This window comes from Parcubacteria group bacterium (assembly GCA_041660065.1).
GTDB lineage: Bacteria > Patescibacteriota > Minisyncoccia > Moranbacterales.
Genome location: JBAZXC010000001.1, coordinates 101624 through 122683 on the forward strand (window position 1 = coordinate 101624; position 21060 = coordinate 122683).

25 protein-coding genes and 1 pseudogene are annotated in these 21060 nt (G+C 40.5%); 23 read left to right on the top strand and 3 right to left on the bottom strand.

Annotated features, from left to right (window positions below):
* Nucleotides 1–21 precede the first annotated feature (21 nt).
* The 15 genes and pseudogenes from WC819_00490 (at nt 22) to ftsZ (ending at nt 12124) form a co-directional block, all read left to right on the top strand.
* On the top strand, nt 22–240 hold the full coding sequence (locus WC819_00490) for a hypothetical protein (GenBank protein ID MFA5985809.1): 219 nt from the start codon (nt 22–24) through the stop codon (nt 238–240).
* 117 nt (nt 241–357) lie between these two features.
* Entirely contained in the window at nt 358–1491 is a 1134-nt protein-coding gene (locus WC819_00495; GenBank protein ID MFA5985810.1) for a glycosyltransferase family 1 protein, read from the top strand.
* Nucleotides 1492–1571: 80 nt separating this feature from the next.
* Entirely contained in the window at nt 1572–2735 is a 1164-nt protein-coding gene (locus WC819_00500) for an LCP family protein (GenBank protein ID MFA5985811.1), read from the top strand.
* Nucleotides 2736–2805: 70 nt separating this feature from the next.
* Nucleotides 2806–3627 carry a glycosyltransferase family 2 protein gene (locus tag WC819_00505; GenBank protein MFA5985812.1) on the top strand — a complete coding sequence of 274 codons (822 nt, stop codon included), beginning with the start codon at nt 2806–2808 and terminating at the stop codon, nt 3625–3627.
* Between the two features lie 11 nt (nt 3628–3638).
* The gene (locus WC819_00510) at nt 3639–4928 is read left to right on the top strand and encodes a S41 family peptidase (protein MFA5985813.1); all 1290 of its coding nucleotides are present in this window, start codon (nt 3639–3641) and stop codon (nt 4926–4928) included.
* 137 nt (nt 4929–5065) lie between these two features.
* Entirely contained in the window at nt 5066–5338 is a 273-nt protein-coding gene (locus WC819_00515) for a co-chaperone GroES (protein ID MFA5985814.1), read from the top strand.
* 280 nt (nt 5339–5618) lie between these two features.
* On the top strand, nt 5619–6221 hold the full coding sequence (gene lepB / locus WC819_00520) for a signal peptidase I (GenBank protein ID MFA5985815.1): 603 nt from the start codon (nt 5619–5621) through the stop codon (nt 6219–6221).
* Nucleotides 6222–6284: 63 nt separating this feature from the next.
* Nucleotides 6285–7643: a histidine--tRNA ligase gene (gene hisS, locus WC819_00525; protein ID MFA5985816.1), complete on the top strand. Its 1359-nt coding sequence runs from the start codon at nt 6285–6287 to the stop codon at nt 7641–7643.
* 10 nt (nt 7644–7653) lie between these two features.
* Entirely contained in the window at nt 7654–8007 is a 354-nt protein-coding gene (locus WC819_00530) for a histidine triad nucleotide-binding protein (protein ID MFA5985817.1), read from the top strand.
* Nucleotides 8008–8094: 87 nt separating this feature from the next.
* Nucleotides 8095–8352, top strand: a complete 258-nt coding sequence (locus tag WC819_00535; protein MFA5985818.1) for a hypothetical protein — start codon at nt 8095–8097, stop codon at nt 8350–8352.
* An 89-nt stretch (nt 8353–8441) separates the two neighbouring features.
* Complete coding sequence (locus tag WC819_00540; GenBank protein MFA5985819.1) at nt 8442–8894, top strand: GatB/YqeY domain-containing protein; 453 nt, start codon at nt 8442–8444, stop codon at nt 8892–8894.
* A 14-nt stretch (nt 8895–8908) separates the two neighbouring features.
* On the top strand, nt 8909–9376 hold the full coding sequence (ybeY, locus tag WC819_00545; protein MFA5985820.1) for an rRNA maturation RNase YbeY: 468 nt from the start codon (nt 8909–8911) through the stop codon (nt 9374–9376).
* The gene (locus tag WC819_00550) at nt 9373–9738 is read left to right on the top strand and encodes a diacylglycerol kinase (GenBank protein MFA5985821.1); all 366 of its coding nucleotides are present in this window, start codon (nt 9373–9375) and stop codon (nt 9736–9738) included. The genes ybeY and WC819_00550 overlap by 4 nt, the downstream gene beginning before the upstream one ends.
* 12 nt (nt 9739–9750) lie before the next feature.
* Nucleotides 9751–11004, top strand: a complete 1254-nt coding sequence (ftsA, locus tag WC819_00555; GenBank protein MFA5985822.1) for a cell division protein FtsA — start codon at nt 9751–9753, stop codon at nt 11002–11004.
* A 115-nt stretch (nt 11005–11119) separates the two neighbouring features.
* Nucleotides 11120–12124: pseudogene (gene ftsZ / locus WC819_00560) on the top strand (cell division protein FtsZ).
* Nucleotides 12125–12687: 563 nt separating this feature from the next.
* Here the strand turns inward: ftsZ and WC819_00565 are convergent.
* A complete protein-coding gene (locus tag WC819_00565; GenBank protein MFA5985823.1) occupies nt 12688–13401 on the bottom strand; it encodes a hypothetical protein in 714 nt (237 codons plus the stop codon).
* 201 nt (nt 13402–13602) lie between these two features.
* Between WC819_00565 and WC819_00570 the strand changes: the two genes are divergently transcribed.
* Entirely contained in the window at nt 13603–14091 is a 489-nt protein-coding gene (locus WC819_00570) for a DUF456 domain-containing protein (GenBank protein MFA5985824.1), read from the top strand.
* 128 nt (nt 14092–14219) lie between these two features.
* Complete coding sequence (locus WC819_00575) at nt 14220–14351, top strand: hypothetical protein (GenBank protein MFA5985825.1); 132 nt, start codon at nt 14220–14222, stop codon at nt 14349–14351.
* Nucleotides 14352–14489: 138 nt separating this feature from the next.
* On the opposite strand, the gene prmC is transcribed toward WC819_00575, so the two are convergent.
* Nucleotides 14490–15386 carry a peptide chain release factor N(5)-glutamine methyltransferase gene (gene prmC / locus WC819_00580; GenBank protein ID MFA5985826.1) on the bottom strand — a complete coding sequence of 299 codons (897 nt, stop codon included), beginning with the start codon at nt 15384–15386 and terminating at the stop codon, nt 14490–14492.
* Nucleotides 15387–15524: 138 nt separating this feature from the next.
* Here prmC and WC819_00585 point away from each other — a divergent pair, with 138 nt between their 5' ends.
* The 6 genes from WC819_00585 to rnc all read left to right on the top strand — a co-directional run bounded on the left by WC819_00585 (nt 15525) and on the right by rnc (nt 20139).
* A complete protein-coding gene (locus WC819_00585) occupies nt 15525–16451 on the top strand; it encodes a hypothetical protein (GenBank protein MFA5985827.1) in 927 nt (308 codons plus the stop codon).
* 4 nt (nt 16452–16455) lie between these two features.
* On the top strand, nt 16456–17832 hold the full coding sequence (locus tag WC819_00590; protein ID MFA5985828.1) for a DUF4012 domain-containing protein: 1377 nt from the start codon (nt 16456–16458) through the stop codon (nt 17830–17832).
* Between the two features lie 112 nt (nt 17833–17944).
* Nucleotides 17945–18451 (top strand): hypothetical protein, encoded by a 507-nt coding sequence (locus tag WC819_00595; GenBank protein ID MFA5985829.1) that lies wholly within the window; start codon nt 17945–17947, stop codon nt 18449–18451.
* Nucleotides 18452–18630: 179 nt separating this feature from the next.
* Complete coding sequence (gene rpmF / locus WC819_00600) at nt 18631–18828, top strand: 50S ribosomal protein L32 (GenBank protein MFA5985830.1); 198 nt, start codon at nt 18631–18633, stop codon at nt 18826–18828.
* A 40-nt stretch (nt 18829–18868) separates the two neighbouring features.
* A complete protein-coding gene (gene nusB, locus WC819_00605; GenBank protein MFA5985831.1) occupies nt 18869–19357 on the top strand; it encodes a transcription antitermination factor NusB in 489 nt (162 codons plus the stop codon).
* 92 nt (nt 19358–19449) lie between these two features.
* Nucleotides 19450–20139: a ribonuclease III gene (gene rnc, locus WC819_00610; GenBank protein MFA5985832.1), complete on the top strand. Its 690-nt coding sequence runs from the start codon at nt 19450–19452 to the stop codon at nt 20137–20139.
* A 67-nt stretch (nt 20140–20206) separates the two neighbouring features.
* On the opposite strand, the gene WC819_00615 is transcribed toward rnc, so the two are convergent.
* The gene (locus WC819_00615) at nt 20207–21055 is read right to left on the bottom strand and encodes a rhodanese-like domain-containing protein (protein MFA5985833.1); all 849 of its coding nucleotides are present in this window, start codon (nt 21053–21055) and stop codon (nt 20207–20209) included.
* Between the last annotated feature and the right edge of the window lie 5 nt (nt 21056–21060).

The following is a 21060-nucleotide window of genomic DNA, read 5'->3' on the forward strand; positions in this document are numbered from 1 at the left end:
CAGAATAAAGGAGAAAAAAGCATGGCAGAGAAGATCAATATGTTACACGGCAAAAAAGTCATCGTGGCTTCCTGTGACGACAATGGCGATCGTCAATGTACGATTCGATCGGGATGTGAAAAACCACATCCATTTGAAGCTGTTGATGATAAAAGTGGCACTGTAGTACACGCATTTCCGGCGTATGTCGCCAAAGAGTTGCGCGAGAAAGGATGCACATCAAATATGATGCTTGTATAACACAGCGCATCATCAATCCAAACAGGATCGTTGCGACGATCCTGCTTTTCTTTTTTTTGTAAAAGCTGGTATGATGGATGATATAAATATTTGTATGTATGAAATTTGTATTTTCGTATGAAAATCGCGATCGACATTCGTAATATTGGCAAAGGGCGCACCGGTGATGAAGTGGTGTTTTTTGAACTTGTGCGGCATCTCGCGCAGATCGATGCACAAAACGAGTATCATCTTTTGATCGATATGCGTGCAGATGATGCATTGCGTCGCATTGAAACGCAATTGGACATCACGGGCAAAGAGAATTTCCAATTGGTTCCATGTGGAACGGGTAACAAATTTGTCTGGAACGCGATTACAGCGTCGCGATATTGTCGCCGGAAGAAAATCGATATCTATCACACACAATATATCATTCCATTTTTTATGCCGTCATGGACAAAGATTGTGACGCATATCCATGATGTGTCATTTTGTGCCCATAAAGAATTGATCAAAAAGAGTGATGCTTTTTTCTTGAATATCCTAATCCCCCGCGCGATCAAAAAATCGCATGCGGTGGTCGCTGTGTCGCAATTTACTAAAGACGAGATCGTGCGATATTATCATTGTCCGCAGGAGAAGGTGTGTGTCATACCCAATGCGGTGAGTATGTACTGTGATCCGCTTTTGCGCGCAGAGGATGTGCGTGCAAAATATCATGTGCCGGAGATGTTTATCATGGCGCTTGGGACAATGCAACCGCGCAAAAATATTTCTTTTCTTATTGAAGTGTTTGTCTCTCTTGCACAGGAGCGTGGCGATGTGTCTTTGGTTTTGGTGGGTAAAAAAGATCACAATTTTGATCTGATGATCCAACGTGTGCTTGGGAGTTATCCACAGGTCGCAGATCGTGTGATTTTTACCGGATATGTGTCGGATGCGGAAAAATGTTGTTTGTACAAAATGGCACGTGTTTTCGCTTTCCCGTCAATTTACGAGGGTTTTGGCATCCCAATCCTTGAGGCTTTTTCTGTCGGGACGCCGGTTGTTGCCAGTGATATTTTGCCACATAGAGAGGTGGCGGGAGAGGGCGCTTTGTACTGTGATCCACAGAGTATTGACCAATGGAAAAAAATGTTGTATGATGTTTTGGATAATGATAAAATGCGGAAAGATTTACAAAAAGGATCACAAGAACAGATAATAAAATTTTCATGGAAAGAATCAGCTCAAAAACTCGTATCACTCTATAAGTCCCTTTGTGGATGATAATTATGATAAAGAATGGTTGGAGCACAAGGGGGATTTTTGTTTTATATAACTAATTTTAAGATATGATGAGAAACAACATGACGTCGCGACAATCTGTCGATAATAATCCTGTGGCAAAAAAGAGAAGCAAGAAAAAGGTTGTAATTGCTATAGCTGTTGCTGTGCTTTTATTAGGTGGGTGCGCATTCGCTGCAAACACAGTACTTAACAAGGTTGCGCCAAATAGCAATATTTTGAGGAGTTTGGTCAAAAATTTACCTTTGGTGGAAGATAGATTGGATGGCGAGTCTGATGGACGCATCAACATCGTTCTTTTAGGCATGCGTGGCAAAGGTGTCACGGGCGGGGGCACGCTTGCTGATACGATCATGGTGTTGAGTATTCGTATCGCAGAAAATGCAGAAGGAAATAAAGAATACAAAGCATCAATGATCTCAGTGCCACGTGATCTTTATGTGACGATTCCCGGCACAACAACCAACACGAAGATCAATGGTGTGTATGCATATGGAGAAGAGAAAGGAAAGGGTCGGGGCATGGAGGCGATGAAGCAGATATTGCAGGATATTTCCGGTCAGCCGATGCAATATGCAGTGGAAATCAATTTTGAAGGGTTCAAGCAGGTTGTTGATGCGCTTGGTGGCGTGGAAGTGAATCTCGCACAAGACTTTATCGAGCCGGTGCAATTTCATGAGGCTAAAGTGTGTGATCCAAATGTGTTTACGGTGAAAAGCGGACAATATGAGACAAAGATCGATAAGGATCATGGAGGTAAGATTGTAGCGCAATATCCGCTTTGTTACAATGCACATGAAGAATGTGGTGGAGTGTTCAAGGTGCCGGCCGGCGTGTCTATTCTCGATGGAGAAAGAGCGTTATGTTATGTACGCGCACGCTATACATCCAGTGATTTTGATCGCGCGCGTCGTCAGCAGGAAGTGATCGGTCAGATCAAACAGAAAGCTCTTTCTATGGGTGTATTGACTGATTTTGGCAAAGTACAAGGAATCTATAGTGCCTTGAGTGATAATGTCAATACGGATATGGAACTCTGGGAGATGCAACGATTTTTTGATCTGTATAAAAAGATGGGTGACGATGTGGTGATCACACACAAGGTCTTGGATAACTCGGAAGAAGGATTGTTATATTCTCATGAAGGCGATGAGCGTGGATACATTTTGATTCCGCGCGGTGATACATATGATCGCATCCGAGAATTATTTGCAAACATTATCTAGGGAGTAGGTGGTGGGGAGTAGGTTGTAGAAAACAAGCATTCCACATCCTGCATTCTCTAGTCTAAATTTCATGCCAAAAGTTTCTATTGCTGTACAAAGTTACAAAAATCCCGAGATGCTCTCGTTGTGTTTGCGTTCTGTTCGTGAACATTGCGCGCAGATCGATTACGAGCTTATTGTTGCGGATTGTGCAACGGAAGAGGTGACGATCGCGATGATGCGTGAGGATTTCCCCGAGGCAACATTCATTCCGCATGAGGAGAATGTCGGTTTTGGTGCAATGGTCAATGCGTGTATTGATCATGCACAAGGAGAATATATTTTCTTTATCAACCCGGACACGATCTTGGAGACGGAAACTGTTCCGCGGCTGATCACATTTATGGATGCGCATGCACAAGTTGCATTGTGTGGTCCGCGACAAAAGAATTTCAATGGAAAAATAGAAAATACACGGTTTCGGTTTTATCAACCGATGACGATCGTTTATCGGCGTACGTTTCTCAAAAAGTTTGCATTTGCCAAAAAACATCTTGCACACTTTGAGATGAAAGATGTTGAGCGAAATGAACCATATCCTGTGGAATGGGTGATTGGCAGTGCGATGTTCGTGCGTCGCAGTGCGATGGAAGAGGTTGGCAAGATGGACTCGCGGTTTTTTATGTATATGGAGGATGTGGATTGGTGTCGACGATTTTGGGAGAAGGGGTATGTCGTGTGCTATAATCCACAAGTGACGATGTATCATTTCTATGGTAAGGGTAGTGCAAAAGGCGGATTTTTTAGAGGATTGCTTTTTAATCGCTTGACGTGGATTCATATCGCAAGTGGGATCAAATATTTTCGTAAATATCGCAATCGTCCGTTACCGGATATTGCACAAAAAATTTAACAAAAAAATTCATGAATGAAGAAATAATCATTGGGGCTGAAAAGGATGTAAAAAAACAAAACAAAATCATTATGCGTGTCATGACAATTTTTGTTGCGTTGTTTTTTTCTGCGATCTTTTTTATTTTTGGATATGGAGTTGGGCGTGATCATCGCGTGAAGGATGTGCCATTTGATTTTGCCACGATAGAAAATAAAACAGGCGAGGAAAGTGTTGATTTCTCGTTGTTTTGGGATGTGTGGGATCTTGTAAGGGAAAAATACGTCGATCATGACAATCTTAAAGCGCAAGATATGATCTATGGTGCGATCAACGGTATGCTTGCGGCAACAGGTGATCCGTACACAGTATTCCTCAATCCGGAAGATAATGCGGCACTTAATGAAGAATTAAGTGGTAGCTTTGAGGGCATTGGTGCGGAAGTGGGCATAAAGGATAGTATTGTGACGATTGTGGCACCGCTGGAAGATTCACCGGCACAAAAAGCGGGACTTCGCGCGGGAGATAAGATTGTGGAAATTGAGGGACAGACGACAGCGGAGATGACGATCGATGATGCGGTAAAACTGATGCGTGGACCAAAAGGTACAGAATTACATCTTAAAATTTTCCGCGTGGGTGATGGAAATAACACGGATACACAGGACATTGTTGTTGTGCGCGATACAATTCATCTCGACAGCGTGCGTGTGGATTTCTTGGAAAATGACAGTATTGCACATATCAAGATCTTGCAATTTGGGGATGATACGATCCGTGAGTTCAATCAGGTCGTTTCCGATGTGATGAATAAGCATGTGAGCGGCATCATTGTGGACGTGCGTAATGATCCCGGAGGAATTCTTCATACAGCTACGGTGGTTGCGAGCAAGTTTTTGCCAAGTAACGCCGTTGTGGTGATCGAGGAGGATGCACAGGACAAGCGTACCAATCTCTACACAACAGGGGCGCATCCTTTTTTGGATGTGCCGGTAGTCGTGCTTATCAATGAGGGGAGCGCAAGCGCATCGGAAATTTTAGCTGGAGCATTGCGTGATAATCGCAGTGATGTCGTTTTGGTTGGAAAGAAATCGTTTGGCAAAGGATCTGTTCAAGAGTTGATCCCGACAAGTGATACGACAGCGGCAAAGATCACTGTGGCAAAGTGGCTTACACCAAAGGGTGACCAAATAAATCAAAAGGGCATTACGCCTGATGAAGTAGTTGAATATACAGAAGAGGATTATAAGAATGATCGGGATCCGCAACTCGATAAGGCGATCGAGATCATGAAAATAAAAATTCAGCAAACAAAAAGGTAGGTGTGTACAAAGGTGATTTTTTCTGCAGATATTCGAAATAATGTTTTGGTGATTAGCACTGTACTTGACCGAGTGCTAATTATTGATATAATGAGAGAGGATCATACGTAAAATGTTATCAGTAAATTGTAAATACTATGAGTACGAAAATTACACCACTTGGTGAGAATGTTTTGATCAAAATGGCCACGCCAGAAACAAAAACAGCATCGGGAATTTTTATTCCGGAATCGGTAAAAAATGAACGATCGCAAAAAGGTACTGTAATTGCAGTGGGAGAAAGCAAAAAGATCACAGTAAAAAAAGGACAGGTTGTCATGTTCAAAAAATATGGTGGCGAAGAAATAACTGTTGATGGGGTGGATCATGTAATCGTGAAGGCAGAAGAAATCATCGCAGTTGTAGCATAAACAACATATGACAGAAAACCCGAATACATGTATTCGGGTTTTGATGTGTAAATTCAATATTAAACAGTTGCATTGTAAAAAATCTGTGATTGTTTAAGCAGTTTTTGTTATATGGATGTAAAAAACAGTGGGTGTACAATATTTGCATAGAGGGCTAAAACGTGGTATGATAATCACGTTTTATGAATTAATCTATATTATATCTACAAAAACCGCGTAGTCTTGGACATGTAGGATAGGAGCGGTGTATGCGGATGATTTTTAAGAGACACAAAAAAATATGATTGAACAAAAGGAGCAGGAAAGCATGAAAGATTTTATCATCGAAGTGGTCAAGATGTTTTTTTTGGCACTTGTGATCATTGTGCCGGTGCGCATGTTTCTCGTACAGCCGTTTATCGTGCGTGGAGCAAGTATGGAGCCGAATTTCCATGAAAAGGAATATTTGATCATCAATGAATTTGGTTATAAAAATACACCAATCAATATTTTGGGAAAAGAGATCGTGACGGTAAAGCCACATAAAGACTTTGATCGTTTGGATGTGATCGTCTTTCGCGCACCACACGATGAGAAACAATTTTATATCAAGCGCGTTGTAGGGTTGCCGGGTGAGACGGTTTTGGTTGATAATGGTGATGTAACAATTATTAATGTGGAACATCCGGAGGGATTTACTCTTTCTGAGGGAGCATATCTTCCGGAAGGACGAAAAACAAATGGTTCGCAGAAAGTCGTTTTGAAAGAAAATGAATATTATGTATTGGGAGATAATCGCCCGGCAAGTAGTGATTCGCGTGTTTTTGGTCCGCTTAATAAGGATGCAATAATCGGCAGAGTATTACTTCGCGCATGGCCGGTCAGCCAAATTACGATGTTTTAAATGCGGTGACACAAAAAATACAAAGTATCACATAGTTTCTAAAATCATTTATTTATAATAATTATGACTCGACAAGTATCGGCAAAAAAGACGGTAAAAAAACGCGAAACAACAAAGGCGGAAGAGCAATTGGTGTTGCAAACAGTGCGCGGCATGCGTGATATTTTGCCCGGAGACCAGCCATATTGGCAGCAAATCAGGAAAGTGTTGGAAAAGCGATCGATCGAGTACGGGTTTTCTCGTATTGATACGCCGTTGGTGGAGTTTGAAAACATTTTTACACGTCCGATCGGTGAGGGTACGGATATTGTCGATAAGGAGATGTACACATTTCGTACGAAGGGTGGAGATCAGGTGTCGTTGCGTCCGGAATTGACGGCGTCGATCTGTCGCGCATACATTCAGCACGGCATGTCTATTTTGCCAAAACCAATCAAGTTGTTTTCTCTGGGACCGGTATATCGATATGATCGACCGCAAGAGGGGCGATATCGTGAATTTTATCAAACAGAGTTTGATATTTTTGGAGAGATTGATCCGATCTTGGATGCACAGGTGATGCAAATCGCACACCGTGTTCTCAAGAGTCTTGGCATCAACAATGTGCAATTTAGTGTGAATTCTATCGGAACAGTAGAGTCACGCAAAGAATATTTGCGTTTGCTCAAGGCGTATTTTCGATCAAAAAAAGCCAAGCTTCCGACGCGATTTCGTGATATGATCGAAACAAATCCATTGCGCATTTTTGATGCAAAAGATGATAAATGTATGCAGGTATGTGCTGGTGCACCACAGGCGATTGATCATTTGGACAAAGAATCACGTGATCATTTCAAGCATTTATTGGAATATTTGGATGAACTGGATCTGCCATACACTATTGATCCGCAATTGGTGCGGGGGTTGGATTATTATACGCGAACAGTTTTCGAAATTTATGCAAATGACGGTGAAGGTAAGCGCCATGCTCTTGGGGGTGGCGGACGATTTGATGGTTTGATCGATTTGTTTGGTGGAGAATCGACGCCGGCAATTGGTTTTGCTTTTGGTATTGATCGATTAATCATGGAGATGAAACGTGTAAAAGCAAAAAAGTATCAAACGCCTCAGCCGCATGTCTTTATGGCGCAATTGGGTGATTTGGCAAAGAAAAAAAGCCTTAAATTGTTTGCAGAGATCGAACAGGCAGGCATTCTGGTTGCGGAAAGTTTTGGACGCGGCAGTCTCAAGACGCAATTGCGTCATGCGGGGAAATTGGGTGTGGATCTTACATTGATCATCGGGCAGCAGGAGGCATTGGACGAGACTGTCATTGTCAAAAATATGATGACAGGGACACAAGAGACGGTTTCTCAAAAGAAGATCGTTAATTTTGTCAAAAAGAATTTGAAAGAATCTGCAAAACTTGTAAAATCAAGGTAATCATGGTACCATGGAAGACTGTATTTTTTGTAAAATTGCACATAAGGATATTCCCACAAAATTTTTGTATGAGTCGGAGCGTGTTGTGGCATTTCGGGATACTCATCCGATTGCGCCGGTGCATGTTTTGGTCATACCAAAAAGGCATATTCCTTCAATGAATGATGTGACCAAGGATAATGCGGAATTATTGGGGGAATTATTGCTTGTCGTACAAAGTGTTGCAAAAGATCTGGATATTGCACAAAGTGGATATAAAACACTTATCCGCACAGGGAAGCACGGTGGACAAGAAGTGCCCCATATCCATGTGCATCTCATTGGCGGTGCGCGACTATCGGAAAATATTCGTCCGATTGCGTAAAAGTGATGACGTAGAGCAAATTCAACACAGCGTTTGTTCTATCGTCCACATTTTTGTGGAGGCATTAGTAGAAAGGAGAGTGACCTTATGGTTTACGTATACAAGAAAAATGATCGTGAAACAACTGAAAATTTGATTAAACGCTTTACGCGACGTGTGCAGCAAAGCGGTGTTTTGATGCATGTGCGAAGGAACCGTTTTGCTTCTGATGAAAAAAGCAAGATCGAACGCCGACAAGAAGCATTGTATAAGAATAAGATGCGTAAAGAAGTTGGAAAACTTAAAAAACTTGGACGTTTTGACGAAGATTCTTTTAAAGAATTGAAGAAAAAAATTAAAGGTTAAAAAAGACGTCGTGGTGTTTCATGCACAAAATATTTTTGTGCATGTATACAGATTATGTCTTGAATATATATAAAATTTAAAAAAAGCATATGTTGCTACGCAAACAAATCCTTGAAGATCTCAAAACTGCGATGAAAAATGGAGAAACCGATATTCGTGATACATTGCGCGTTATCGATAGTATGATCAAAAATGAAGAAATCGCACAAAAGAAACGAGAGGATGGTTTGGATGATGCAAATACGATTGCGATTGTAAAGCGTGCAATCAAGCAAAGAAAAGATAGTGCGCAACAATTCCGCCAAGGTGGCAGAGAGGATCTTGCGCAAAAAGAAGAACGCGAGATCGCGATCGTTGAAAAATATTTGCCACTGCAGATGGGTGAAGAAGAGGTGCGTGTAGTCGTCAAGAAGATCATTGAAACCGTTGGTGCGTCTTCAAAGGCCGATATGGGTAAAGTGATGGGGCCAGTGATGAAAGAAATTGGCGATACGGCAGATGGTGCTGTCGTGCGAACAATCGTGGAAGAATTTTTGTCATAAGCAGCAGTTGTTTTATGGGAATCAAAGTCGAACTTAACGCTGGTGAATATACACGTTGCTATAGTCGGAAATTATTGCAATGCATTGCACGTAAGACGGTTGATGCATCACAGAAAGTGAATAGCAAACTCAAAAATATCACTATTAGTGTTGCAATTGTAGATGAAGATGAAATTCAGCGTGTCAATAGAGAATTTCGTGGTAAAGATCGTGTAACGGACGTGATTTCTGTCGGAGATTATAGCGATGATCGTGATATAACATCAGAAAGGGAAAAAGAGATTTTTCTCGGGGAGGTGATTTTGTGCTATAATTACATTATTAGATCTGCGCAAGAGAACGGTGTTTCTGCAGATGAGGAGTTTTTTTCTGTCTATACACATGGTATACTACATTTACTCGGTTTTGTGCATGGAAAAAAGATGTTTCTATTGCAGGATGCGATTGTGGGAGATGTTAACTCATGTTTAGTGTCTTTATGAAAGGATATACAATTGTAGGGAGTATAAAAGCCGCTATGCGAGGATTGATTTATGCCTTTCAACGTGAAAGGAATTTCCGTGTAGAAACATATGTTGCTGTGGTTATTATTGGTGCGCTTTTTGGCTTGCATGCGTCATTGATACATTCAACAATTATTGTCACAATGATTTTTTTGGTTTTTATGATAGAATTGATGAATACTGCTATCGAGCGTGTTGTGGATATTTTAAAACCGCAGAAACATCCATATGCGGGTGTAATTAAAGACGTGTCAGCTGCCTCCGTGCTTGTTCTCAGTATTGGTGCAAGTATCGTTGGCGTTATGATCTTTGTGCCACTGATTATTGCGGCAATAAAGTAAAAAAACAGTATTATGAAAACAAACATCATTACAAGTATTGATCTCGGATCATCAACAGTGCGATGTGTCGTTGCGGATGTGTCGCAGGATGATGGACAGGTGCGTGTCTTGGGTGCCGGTATTGTGCCATCTGCCGGTATGCGACGAGGTGCAGTTGTAGACATCAATGATGCAGCGGATGCAATTGCTTCTGCAGTGGAAAAAGCAGAGCAGATGAGTGGAGAAAAAGTGAGAAATGCTATTGTGAGCATTGGTGGTGTTGGTATTATCGTTAAGGAAACACAAGGCGTCATCGCAATTGGACGTGCTGATGGAGAAGTGAATGAGGATGATGTTGTCCGTGTGATCGATGCTGCACAAGCGATTTCTATCCCAACAAACAATGAGATCATCCACGTCATTCCCCGATCTTTCCGTCTTGATGATCAGAGAGACATAAAAGACCCTGTAGGATTGAGGGGCGTGCGTTTGGAAGTTGATGCGGTAATTGTGGAAGCGCCTGGCAATCATGTAAAAAATCTTACAAGCGCAATGGAGCGTGCGGCTGTCGGCGTGGAGGACTTTATCATTGAGCCGCTTGCAGCTGCTGAAGCGACGTTGACAAAAAAACAAAAGGAGCTTGGCGTTGTCATGATCAACTTGGGAGCGAGCACGACATCACTCGCTGTATACGAGGAGGGAGAGTTGATTCACACATCAGTTTTGCCCGTTGGGTCTGATTTTATTACACATGATATTGCTATTGGATTGCGCACAGAAATTGATATTGCTGAAAGGGTGAAATTTGAGTTTGGGAGTGCTGACATCAATAGTGTTGACAAAAAGAGTATGATCGATCTCTCGCATTTTGATGATCGGGAGAAAGATCTGGTGTACCATCAACATGTTCTAGAGATCATCCAAGCACGTCTTGATGAAATTTTTGATCTTGTCGTGAAAGAATTGGAAAAAATTGGCAAAGACCAGTTGCTTCCGGCGGGCGCGGTACTGACAGGTGGGGGAGCGCACTTGCCGCATATCGTTGACTTCGCAAAAGAAAAATTACGGTTACCCGTATCAATTGGGCAGCCGGCACATTTACTTGGTGTCGTGGATCATGTAGATGATTCATCGTACGCGACAGTCGTAGGCCTTTTATTGTGGGCTTTGCATGAAGGAAATCATGGTGGCTCACATTTTGGAACAGGCGCAATCAGTTCACTTGGCGGAAAAATCAACGACATGTCGGCGAAATTGCGTAGCACTTTTGGCAAATTTTTGCCATAATGTACAAGCTGTGTATATTGTTCATATTGACAGTAGTCTTACACGCATGGTACAGTGAAAAACTGTAGGATATAGTTAATTTTTTGTGGACTTTCTAACTACTATAATTAATGTTATGGCGGAAGTAAAAACGGATATAGAAACATTTTCACGAATTAAGGTGATTGGTGTCGGTGGAGGTGGTGGAAACGCGATCACGCGCATGATTGATGCAAATCTTAAGGGTGTGGAGTTTGTTGCGATCAATACCGATACACAAGCATTGCATCACTCTCGTGCGGAAGAAAAGGTGCATATCGGCAAGAGTCTTACAAAGGGATTGGGTGCCGGAATGAATCCTGAAGTTGGAAGACAGGCTGCAGAAGAAAGTCGAGAAGAAATTCAAAATGTGCTCAAGGGTGCAGATATGGTTTTCGTGACGTGTGGCCTTGGTGGTGGCACAGGAACAGGTGCGGCACCAGTGGTTGCGGAAACGGCAAAAGAACTTGGTATTCTTACTGTTGCAGTTGTGACAAAACCATTTTCTTTCGAAGGGTCGCGCAGACGGGCGATTGCAGAAGAAGGTCTTGCTGCGTTGAAAAAAAGAGTTGATACGATCATCACAATTCAAAATGACAAGATTCTCTCGATCATCGATAAGAAGACAAGTCTCGTGAATTCTTTCCGTATTGTTGATGATGTTTTGCGACAAGGTGTGCAGGGGATCTCGGATATTATTTGCAATAGTAGTTCGGAAAGCGTTAATGTGGATTTTAAAGATGTGGAGACAACGATGTCAAATAGCGGAGATGCCCTTATGGGTATTGGGATTGCTACGGGAGAAAATCGTGCTTCTGAAGCAGCAAGAGCTGCTGTGAACAGCCCTTTGCTTGACCTCTCAATTGATGGAGCAAAGCGCGTGCTTTTCAACATCACAGGAAGTAGTGATATCACAATGTTTGAGGTTGAAGAAGCATCAAACGTTATCACAGAATCAGTGGATCCTGATGCGCGTATCATTTTTGGTACGGTTATTGATGATAATTTACCAAAGGGTGAGATACAAATCACTGTCGTGGCTACAGGTTTTGACGATGATGATGGATTTCAAGAAGATGCGGAGATAAAAAAGAAAGAAGATGTGGCAAGTACTAGAACTCGTGGTTTTGGCGTTACTGGTCGTGCTGCTGTTGCGGCGGGTAATGAAGAATACGATGGGTCATATGAGACAAAAGGGGACTATGATCAGGAGTCTCGCTATAGGGAGCCTGTACGAGCCTCATTCAATGGCACAAGACGAGGCGTTGGGAGCGTCAATAGTGATATGCGGTCCAAGATAACGAATGATATCGATATTGCGTCACAAAATTCCATGAAGCCAAAGATGATCATTGAGGAACCGATCAATATATCGCCACGTGCAATGACGCCTTCTATAAAAAACATTATTGCAGAGGATGACACGGATTTTGACATACCAGCATTTATCAGAAAAAAAATGAAAAAAAATTAATGATCTTTTTTACACTCGCAATACCAGCGAGTGTTTTTTATTTAGCTTTTTTTAACATGTTGACACAAGCATTAATCTTTTTGGAAGGTGAAAAAACTCTTAAAATGCACAAAACCTCCGGATCGCTGCCGGAGGTTTTGTGTTAAGAAGGTACGCATGATATTTTAGATATGCATTTTTTGTAAAATCGGCTATAAACCGGTCACATGTTGTGCATATGTGTTGAGATGCTCAAGTTGTCTATCGTTGAGCGTTCGCGCTTTCATGATCGCATCGTTGATTGATGTATTGGAGAATGAAAGGGATGTTTCAGGATGAATTCTCTGGGTCGTTTGTATGCGACGCAAGTAGTCTTCGATATAGATTTTGTGCGCAGGGGTGAGGTCGGTAATATTGTTTTGTGCAATATGTTGTGCGACAGCCTTGCGCGCAAGTGTCGTTACGCTATCTCCTGGTACTGCTGTAACCGTAATAACACCATCTTTGCTTTGGGATTCAATGACTTCTTGCACGACATCTTTTGCTGATTTCTTTTCTGGTTCTTGTGATGTCGCTGGTTCCTCAGTGCTTTGTTGCTCCGCGGCAATTTCATTTTTTGTTGTTTCTTGCGCATCAGGTATGACTGCGGCGGAATTTTCTTCCTGCACTGGCGTGTCCTTGCCTACGGACATGGCGGTTGTATCGCTGGTAGATTTTTGTTTTTCTTCATCCTTTATTTCATCAATGATCTCATTGACCTCACTATTTTTTTCCGTACCTATGGCAACGTCTTTTAGCTGAGAGTCGTCAATTACAACATTGGAATGAGAATTTCTTTTTGAATAAGAATAAATTGCAAAAACCAATAGTATTACAATGCCGATACTTATGATAATGCGGAGATTGTCTTGAATCCAGTGGGACATATTGTTATCTTCAGTCATTGGATATAACACCATCCTTTCTAGTTTTAAATTGTTAAATAGCTTGCGTTGAAGCCGTCCGCCATAGGCGGACAACGAAATTCTTTATTAATTGTACAGTCATTATCAGTAGCGTCAACATAGACAAACAGTAGTTAATTTGGTCTAATAAGGAGATGGTAACATAGTGATAATTATTCGTTTATGTCAATATCTGCGATTTTGCTGTTTATTATGGTCGTTGTGTTTTTTATTGTGGGTCTTTTGGGTATTTTTCTTCCGGTTATTCCAAGTTTGCCTGTGGTGTGGTGTGGTATTTTTTTCTATGGTGTTTTGACGAATTTTTCTGAGGTGACGATCACGGTCGTAGTTATTACGGGTGCGCTTATGATCATTGGAACCGTATGTGATCTTTTTGTCGGTTCATTTGGTGCAAAAAAATATGGAGCGAGTTGGGCAGGAATCTGTGGTTCATTTTTTGGTGGCATGATTGGTGCGATTATTTTTAATATTGGTGGATTTATTATTGGAACTTTCGTTGGTGCATTTGTCGGTGAATTTATTTTTTATAAAAAGACGCATGCGGCATTGAAAGCAGGTGCGGGAACGATCGTGGGATTTCTCTTTGGCATTGCGATAAAAATATTTATTGCGTTCGTCATGTTCGGTATTTTTATTTTTGCCCTTTTCTAATTTGCAAACTATTGATATAATAAAATAAGTTTGATATAATATTAATATAAAACAAAATTATTTTTTAAATAAAAAATAATTTGTGTGTAAATAGAAAATAAAAATAGAAAGGAAGGTGACATTATTTTATGGCAGCAAAGAAAAAAGCAACAAAGAAAAAAGTTGCAAAGAAAGCAACAAAGAAAAAAGTTGTAAAGAAAGCAACAAAGAAAAAAGCAGTAAAGAAAGCAACAAAGAAAAAAGCAGCAAAGAAGAAATAGTGTTTTCCTCAACTGTTTATATCTGAAATATTTAAACCAGAAACCCCGGCAATGTCCGGGTTTTTGGTTTTTGGTGAAATTGCACGAGATGAAGCAAGGATCTTAGGTGGACTATACGGTGCATTTATATGAGAAGCTCTATATGCGAGCAGAAAATAGGCGAGTCTTTCCAGTCAGATCGCAAAAAAACGTCATGTCTTTTTTTGTGCAGTTGTTTTTGTGCATAAACTCTGTGAGGACATCTTTTTGCTTAGGGTCGATTTCATAAAAAAGTAAGAATGTCTTTTGGGGATTATTCTTTTTTAGAGATAGGATCTGTCTTGTAAGTTTTTTGTAATAGGCTAGTCCACCATCATCTGCCCATAAGGCAATTGACGGTTCGTACTGCAGTGCAAAAGATTCTTTTTTTGTCATGAGGGTAGATTTTTCTTCTATGTCTACATAGGGAAGATTTGCGATGATGATTATTTGTGTATAATGTGATGCGGATAGCAAGTCACGCAAACAATTATTATGAAGAAGGTCAGACACGTAAAAGCGGATGCAATCATCAACTGAATGACGTGTGGCATTTCTTTTTGCAACTGTGAGCGTTTTTGGCGATATATCGGTTGCGATCATATCCAGGTGCTTCTGTGAGGGCAATAATTCTTTGGCGAGTGTGATCGCGATTATGCCACTACCAGTTCCAATATCAATAATTGCGGTATCTGAGAAATTTGTGGAATGTAGTTGCTTGATCACATCAATGATGAGCTCTGTCTCCGGGCGAGGTATGAGCGTGTCAGGTGTTACAAAAAAAGAGCGGTTGTAAAACTCTTTTTCTCCGGTGATATAGGCAAGGGGAGTATGTTGGGCTCTTTTTTTTAGGGCGACAATGATTTCTTGTTGTACGTGCGGAGTAATGATGTCGGTATTGTGTGCAAGGACAAAATTGCGATCTTTCTTTAAAACAAAGGCAATAATCAATTCAATGTCAATGCGATCAAGTATTTCTTGCCAATCATGGATGATGTCTTCTATTGTTTGTAGCATGATTTTATAGGGTTATGGGTAAAATTGACAAAAATAGGGACTTTTGATACAATGGGCAGTCATGTAATAATTGACGATTCAGTTGGTTGCTTCTTGTTGATTTTTGCGTATTTTTGTTTTATATGAAACGATAGTGATATGATCAGATTATATACAGTATTGATGTTTGTAGCAATTCTTGGCATGGGTGCATATGCAGTTTTTGTTGTGTTGCAACCGCAATATGTTTCACACACCTCTTTTATTATTACACAAAAAGATCATGCGATACAATTTACACAGATGGATCGTGTCGTAAATGATATTGTGTTTATTGCGCAGGAGTCCATATATGATAATTCTGTCGTCAAACAATATAATGCACGTGTGAACATTGCGTCTGCGGGCGACGCGAATGTCATTTTGATCGATGTATATGCAAAAGATCCGCGTGTAATAAAAAACGTGGAAAAAAATGTTTTTGAGGAAATGACAAAAAGTGTTCGTATGTATTATACAGAGGATGCGGTGTCGATGCGTACACTGCACCATGATCGTATGCCACAACATACGAGATTTTCACGCTTCTTTACATATGGGATTATGGTGGTCATTGTTGCTGGCATAGTTGCCGGTGTGCGTGTATTATATTACTATATTGATCAGACGCGTGATAAGCGTGTGCGTGTGACATCACTTGACGGTAAAAAAATTTTTGAGAAGTTCCATTTCAATCCTGTGATGGAAAAACATGAGGAAGATGCGCAACCTAAAGCGCAAAAGGATAAAGAAGAGGAAATTATCATAAGTGAAAGCGATCACAAAATAGACCAGCAATCAAAAGAAGAGACAAAAAAAGAACAATCACTTGCATATACAGAAGCGAAAGATGTGCGTACAATGAATGTGGCGACAATCCCGGGGGGATTAGCTGCAACTCCGGGCAACCTTCCGGTAGTTGATGTTGGTGCGTTAGGTTTTGTGACGACACAATCGCGCATAAATGAAAGCGCAGTTGAAACAAATGAACCGACAGAAGATGAATTGAAGGCACGACTCAATGATTTATTGCGAGGTAAATTATAAAAATATGATGCAAAAAAAATTAGTGAAAAATGTGATATTTTTTGTACTTGTGGCTGTGATCATTGCGATGATCATCTTGTTTTTTTCTCTAAAAAATAATCCACAAAAATTGGTTAACATTGCATATACAACATCAAAAATTTTACCACTTGGAGATCGATATAATACAGCTGTAGCATTGGCACACTATATTTTACAAAACGACGATCAAGAACGAACGTTCTTGATTCTTTTGCAAAATAATATGGAATTGCGTCCCGGTGGCGGATATATCGGCTCATTTGCCATTGTGACGGTTAAAAATGGCGCTGTGGTCAAGAGTGCGGTGCATGATACGGCAAATTTTGACGGGAGGATCCCTGATGCTCTGGAGCCGCCATATCCGATGAAAGAAACGATGCATATTCCATCATGGAAACTGCGCGATAGTAATTGGATGCCTGATTTTCCAACAAATGCACGTGTTGCAGAAAATTTTTATACATTGGGCGGCGGTACGGAAAAATTTGATGGTGTGATTGCTGTCAATGCGACAATTCTTGACATGATTCTCGATGTTACCGGTCCGATTACGCTTGATGATTATCCGCATACGTTTAAAAGTGGCGATGCAATCATGACGTTGGAATATCAAGTTGAGAAAGGATATAAGGAGCAAGATATTGAAAAAGGTGATCGCAAGGTTATCATGGATGCATTGATGAAAGAAATTGTGCGTCGTGTTGCGGATGTCTCTGTACAAGAAAAGATTGGTTTGGTAAATATGTTCGTCCAATCGTTTGATAATAAAGACATACAAGTGTATCTCGATGATGAAAAAATGGCGCAGATGATCAGCGCAGTCAATTGGCAGGGATCTGTTGACGCAACATGGGATAAAGATTATTTGATGGTTGTTGATGCGAATCTGGCATCATATAAAACGGATCATGTTGTAAAGCGCAGTGTGGATTATGATATTGATCTTTCTGGTACGATTCCCCAAGCAGTGCTCACTGTTCATTATGAAAATACTGCAACACAAAAGGATTGGAAGACATACGATTATCAAACATATCTCAGGATATACACGCCAGAAGATACATGGTTTACAGAAGTACCACAATGCGTATTACCACCGCAATATGGATCAAAATATGGCAAACGATATGTAGGTTGTCTCGTGCAGGTGCCACTTGGGACAGAAAAAGATGTGGTTGTGCGATATAATTTGCCGATTGATATGAAGAATAAATATCCATATGATCTTAAAATTCAAAAACAATCCGGCGTACATGATGTGCCGGTTGCTGTCCACGTACATAATCCTGGATCAACGGTAGCAGATGAATATTCGTTTGTGATGGACATGGATACTACACTGTCTGAATTGAAGAAATAACAGTGGAATGAATATTGTGGACAAGAAAAACACGTGTTTATAGCACGTGTTTTTTGTGGTATAGTGATACGTGGGAAATGAGTATTTATAATATACACTAATTTATATCATTATGAATAGATTTGAAGGTGGTATACAAGATGTGGCACATAAGAAAGTAGAAAATGGTTTCGATCCCGATAAAACAATTCGGATAGAACCTATGGAAAACGACAAAGATGAATTGTCACAGCAACTCCGTGAATTAGAAAATTGGAAAAAAGGGATTATTGATGTACGAGATCGTCGTCATTCAGATGATGATACAATTCTAAAAAAAATTGATGAAAAGATTGCACAAATAAAACTTGAAAAGGAAAAGAGAAGAATATTCAATATCATTGATAATGTTGGCGGAGCATATTCTCCGCCAGATGATCGTGAGATCTCTGCAGAAGAAATGAAAAAAACTATTGAAACCGTTTTGATTACTCATATGATCGATGATGATCCGAGATCATCGAACTATATTCCAGAATCGCCGATTTATGGTACAAGAAAAAATTTACGTGACAAGGTGCGAGAACTATTGGATATTGCACCGAAAAAACCAGATATCAAAAAAGATTTCATGATATAACAGGGAGTATTCGAGTGGAAAAACAAATATACACACCCGCGTGGTCTTTTTTGTCACTACATATGGAAATCTTGCAAAAATCGAGAAAACCTGATATACTGATTATATTGAATTCTTCACATCGGGGATGTGGCGGTTTCTGTTGTTTATAGGGTATAATCTGTTTTACAAATGATTCTATGGCTGTTCCAAAGCAAAGACATAATGTTTCGCGTCGCGAGCGACGGCGCAAACACAATATTTCAAAAATTGCAGTAAGCACAACGCAAAAATGTGCTTCATGTGGCGAGGAGAAGTTGCCACATCGTGTATGTGTTTCGTGTGGCATGTATCGTGGGACACAATACAAAGAAGTGGTGAAAAAAGTGAGTGCATAAAGGACGAGCGTATATTTTAAAATACAAAAGTAACATTATTATGGCAAATCGACATCTCCAACGTTCAATCGCAATGCAAAGTCTTTTTGAATGGGATTTTCGCGGACAAGAAGATGATCGTGTTGTTATGATCGTGACACATAATTGTGCGGAGTTTGCACCCGGTGCGGACAATTTTGCTTTTGTAAATGCTCTTGTTTCCGGTACTGTGGAAAAAATTGATGATATTGATCCACTGATCTCCAAGTGTGCGCCAGAGTGGCCACTTGAGCAGATTGCTACAGTAGATCGAAATATTCTTCGTTTAGGCACGTATGAATTGCTCTTTGGTAATTATGATGAAACTCCGCCAAAAGTTGCGATCAATGAGGCTATTGAGCTTGCAAAGACCTACGGTGGCGATAGTAGTGCACGTTTTGTTAATGGTGTTTTAGGTACGATCTATCGTGAAATGGGTGAGCCAATGAAGGATGATGATGCATCAAAGGCCAAGCAACGTCGAGTGAAAACAAAAGAAAAAACAACATAAGAATTTTTATAAGTAATTCAAAGCATGTTCAATGTGTTTTCATGTCAGTAAATGATTACTGATTTACATACATAGGACATTCTTTACGTGGCATGATGGATATTCACGCTTTTTCACATACATGTGGGATTAGTATTGTTAATCCTGATCTTTTTATTGAGGCGATGACACATCGCTCATATCTCAATGAGAACAAAAATCACAAGCATCCGCACAATGAGCGCTTGGAGTTTCTGGGCGATGCTGTTTTGGAACTCATTGTGACGGAATATCTTTTTCAGAATTTTCACAATCCTGAAGGTGAATTGACGGCATGGCGCGCAGCACTCGTCAATGGAGAAATGCTTGCAGTCGTTGCGCATGAGATTGGCATTGAGAGTTTTTTGCTTATGAGTAGAGGAGAATCCAAGGATACAGGCAAGGCGCGTAATTACTTATTGGCAAATGCAATTGAGGCGATCATCGGAGCGATCTATTTGGACCAAGGATATGACGCGGCAAAAGAATTTATCACTATGCACATTATAAAGCATATTAATGAAATTTTAGAAAAAAAATTATATTTGGATCCAAAAAGCTTTTTCCAAGAAAAGGCGCAAGAAGCGGTAAATGTTACGCCACATTATAAATTGATCAGCGAGTCTGGGCCGGATCATGATCGTGTGTTTATTGTGGGCGTGTATCTGAGTGATGAAAAAGTGGCAGAAGGCAGTGGTAGAAGTAAACAAGAAGCACAGCGCGAAGCGGCACGTATTGCTTTGGAAGTTAAAAAATGGCTCTAGCTCAAATGATACGGTGAACAGACTTTTGTAAAAAAGCATCATGCGTTTGTCGCATGATACGCTTTTTTTATTTTACGACAGGATAGTTGTATTTTTCCCATGCGTCAAAACCACCTTTTATTGTTTTTGTGTTAATGAAATTGAGATCATAGAGGAGGGCACCTGCTTCAAAGCTGAGGGTGTCATTTGCGCCATAAACAAATATTTTATAGCCACTTGGCAGTGTATCATAGTGATATTCTAATTCAGAGAAGGGAATATTAATTGATCCTGCAATGTGACCTGTCGCAAAATTACCGGGACGTCGCGTATCAAGGATGACGGTCTTTTTCATCTCTTCCAGATTTTTAATGATCATGAAAACATCACGTGGTTCTACAAACTGCACTTTGCTTGTGTTTGCAAATGTTTGTTCCGTTGTTGGTGCAATGAGGGAATAACCGTTATTTGTCCATTGCGCAATGCCACCAGAGAGATTAAAAACCGTATTATTGGTCGGGGTGATGTCCTTATAGTAGGAGATGATCGTAGACTCGTCACCGGTAGCTGTGACGAGTATGATCGTGTCATGCAATTGCGTTGACGCAATATCGTTAATGGGATAGCTGCCCGCAATATGACCGGCATCGAATAATGATCTGTCGCGCATGTCAATGATCATCATATGTGCACGATCTGTAAGGATTTTTGTGGAAAGTTCCTTTGCATCGATCTGTGGAATAACGGTTTTGACAGCGGGGGTTTCATCAGCATTGCTTATTTCTGTGTCAGAAGATTTTGTGCTAGTCTCGATCATTGTGTCATCTTTTGCATCTTTTTCATTTTTGATGGTAGTATAGCGTGTCATTGTCCACACCAAAAGACCTACAATGATAATTGCAAGTGCAACGATAATGTTTTTATCAGTCTTTTTCATGATAT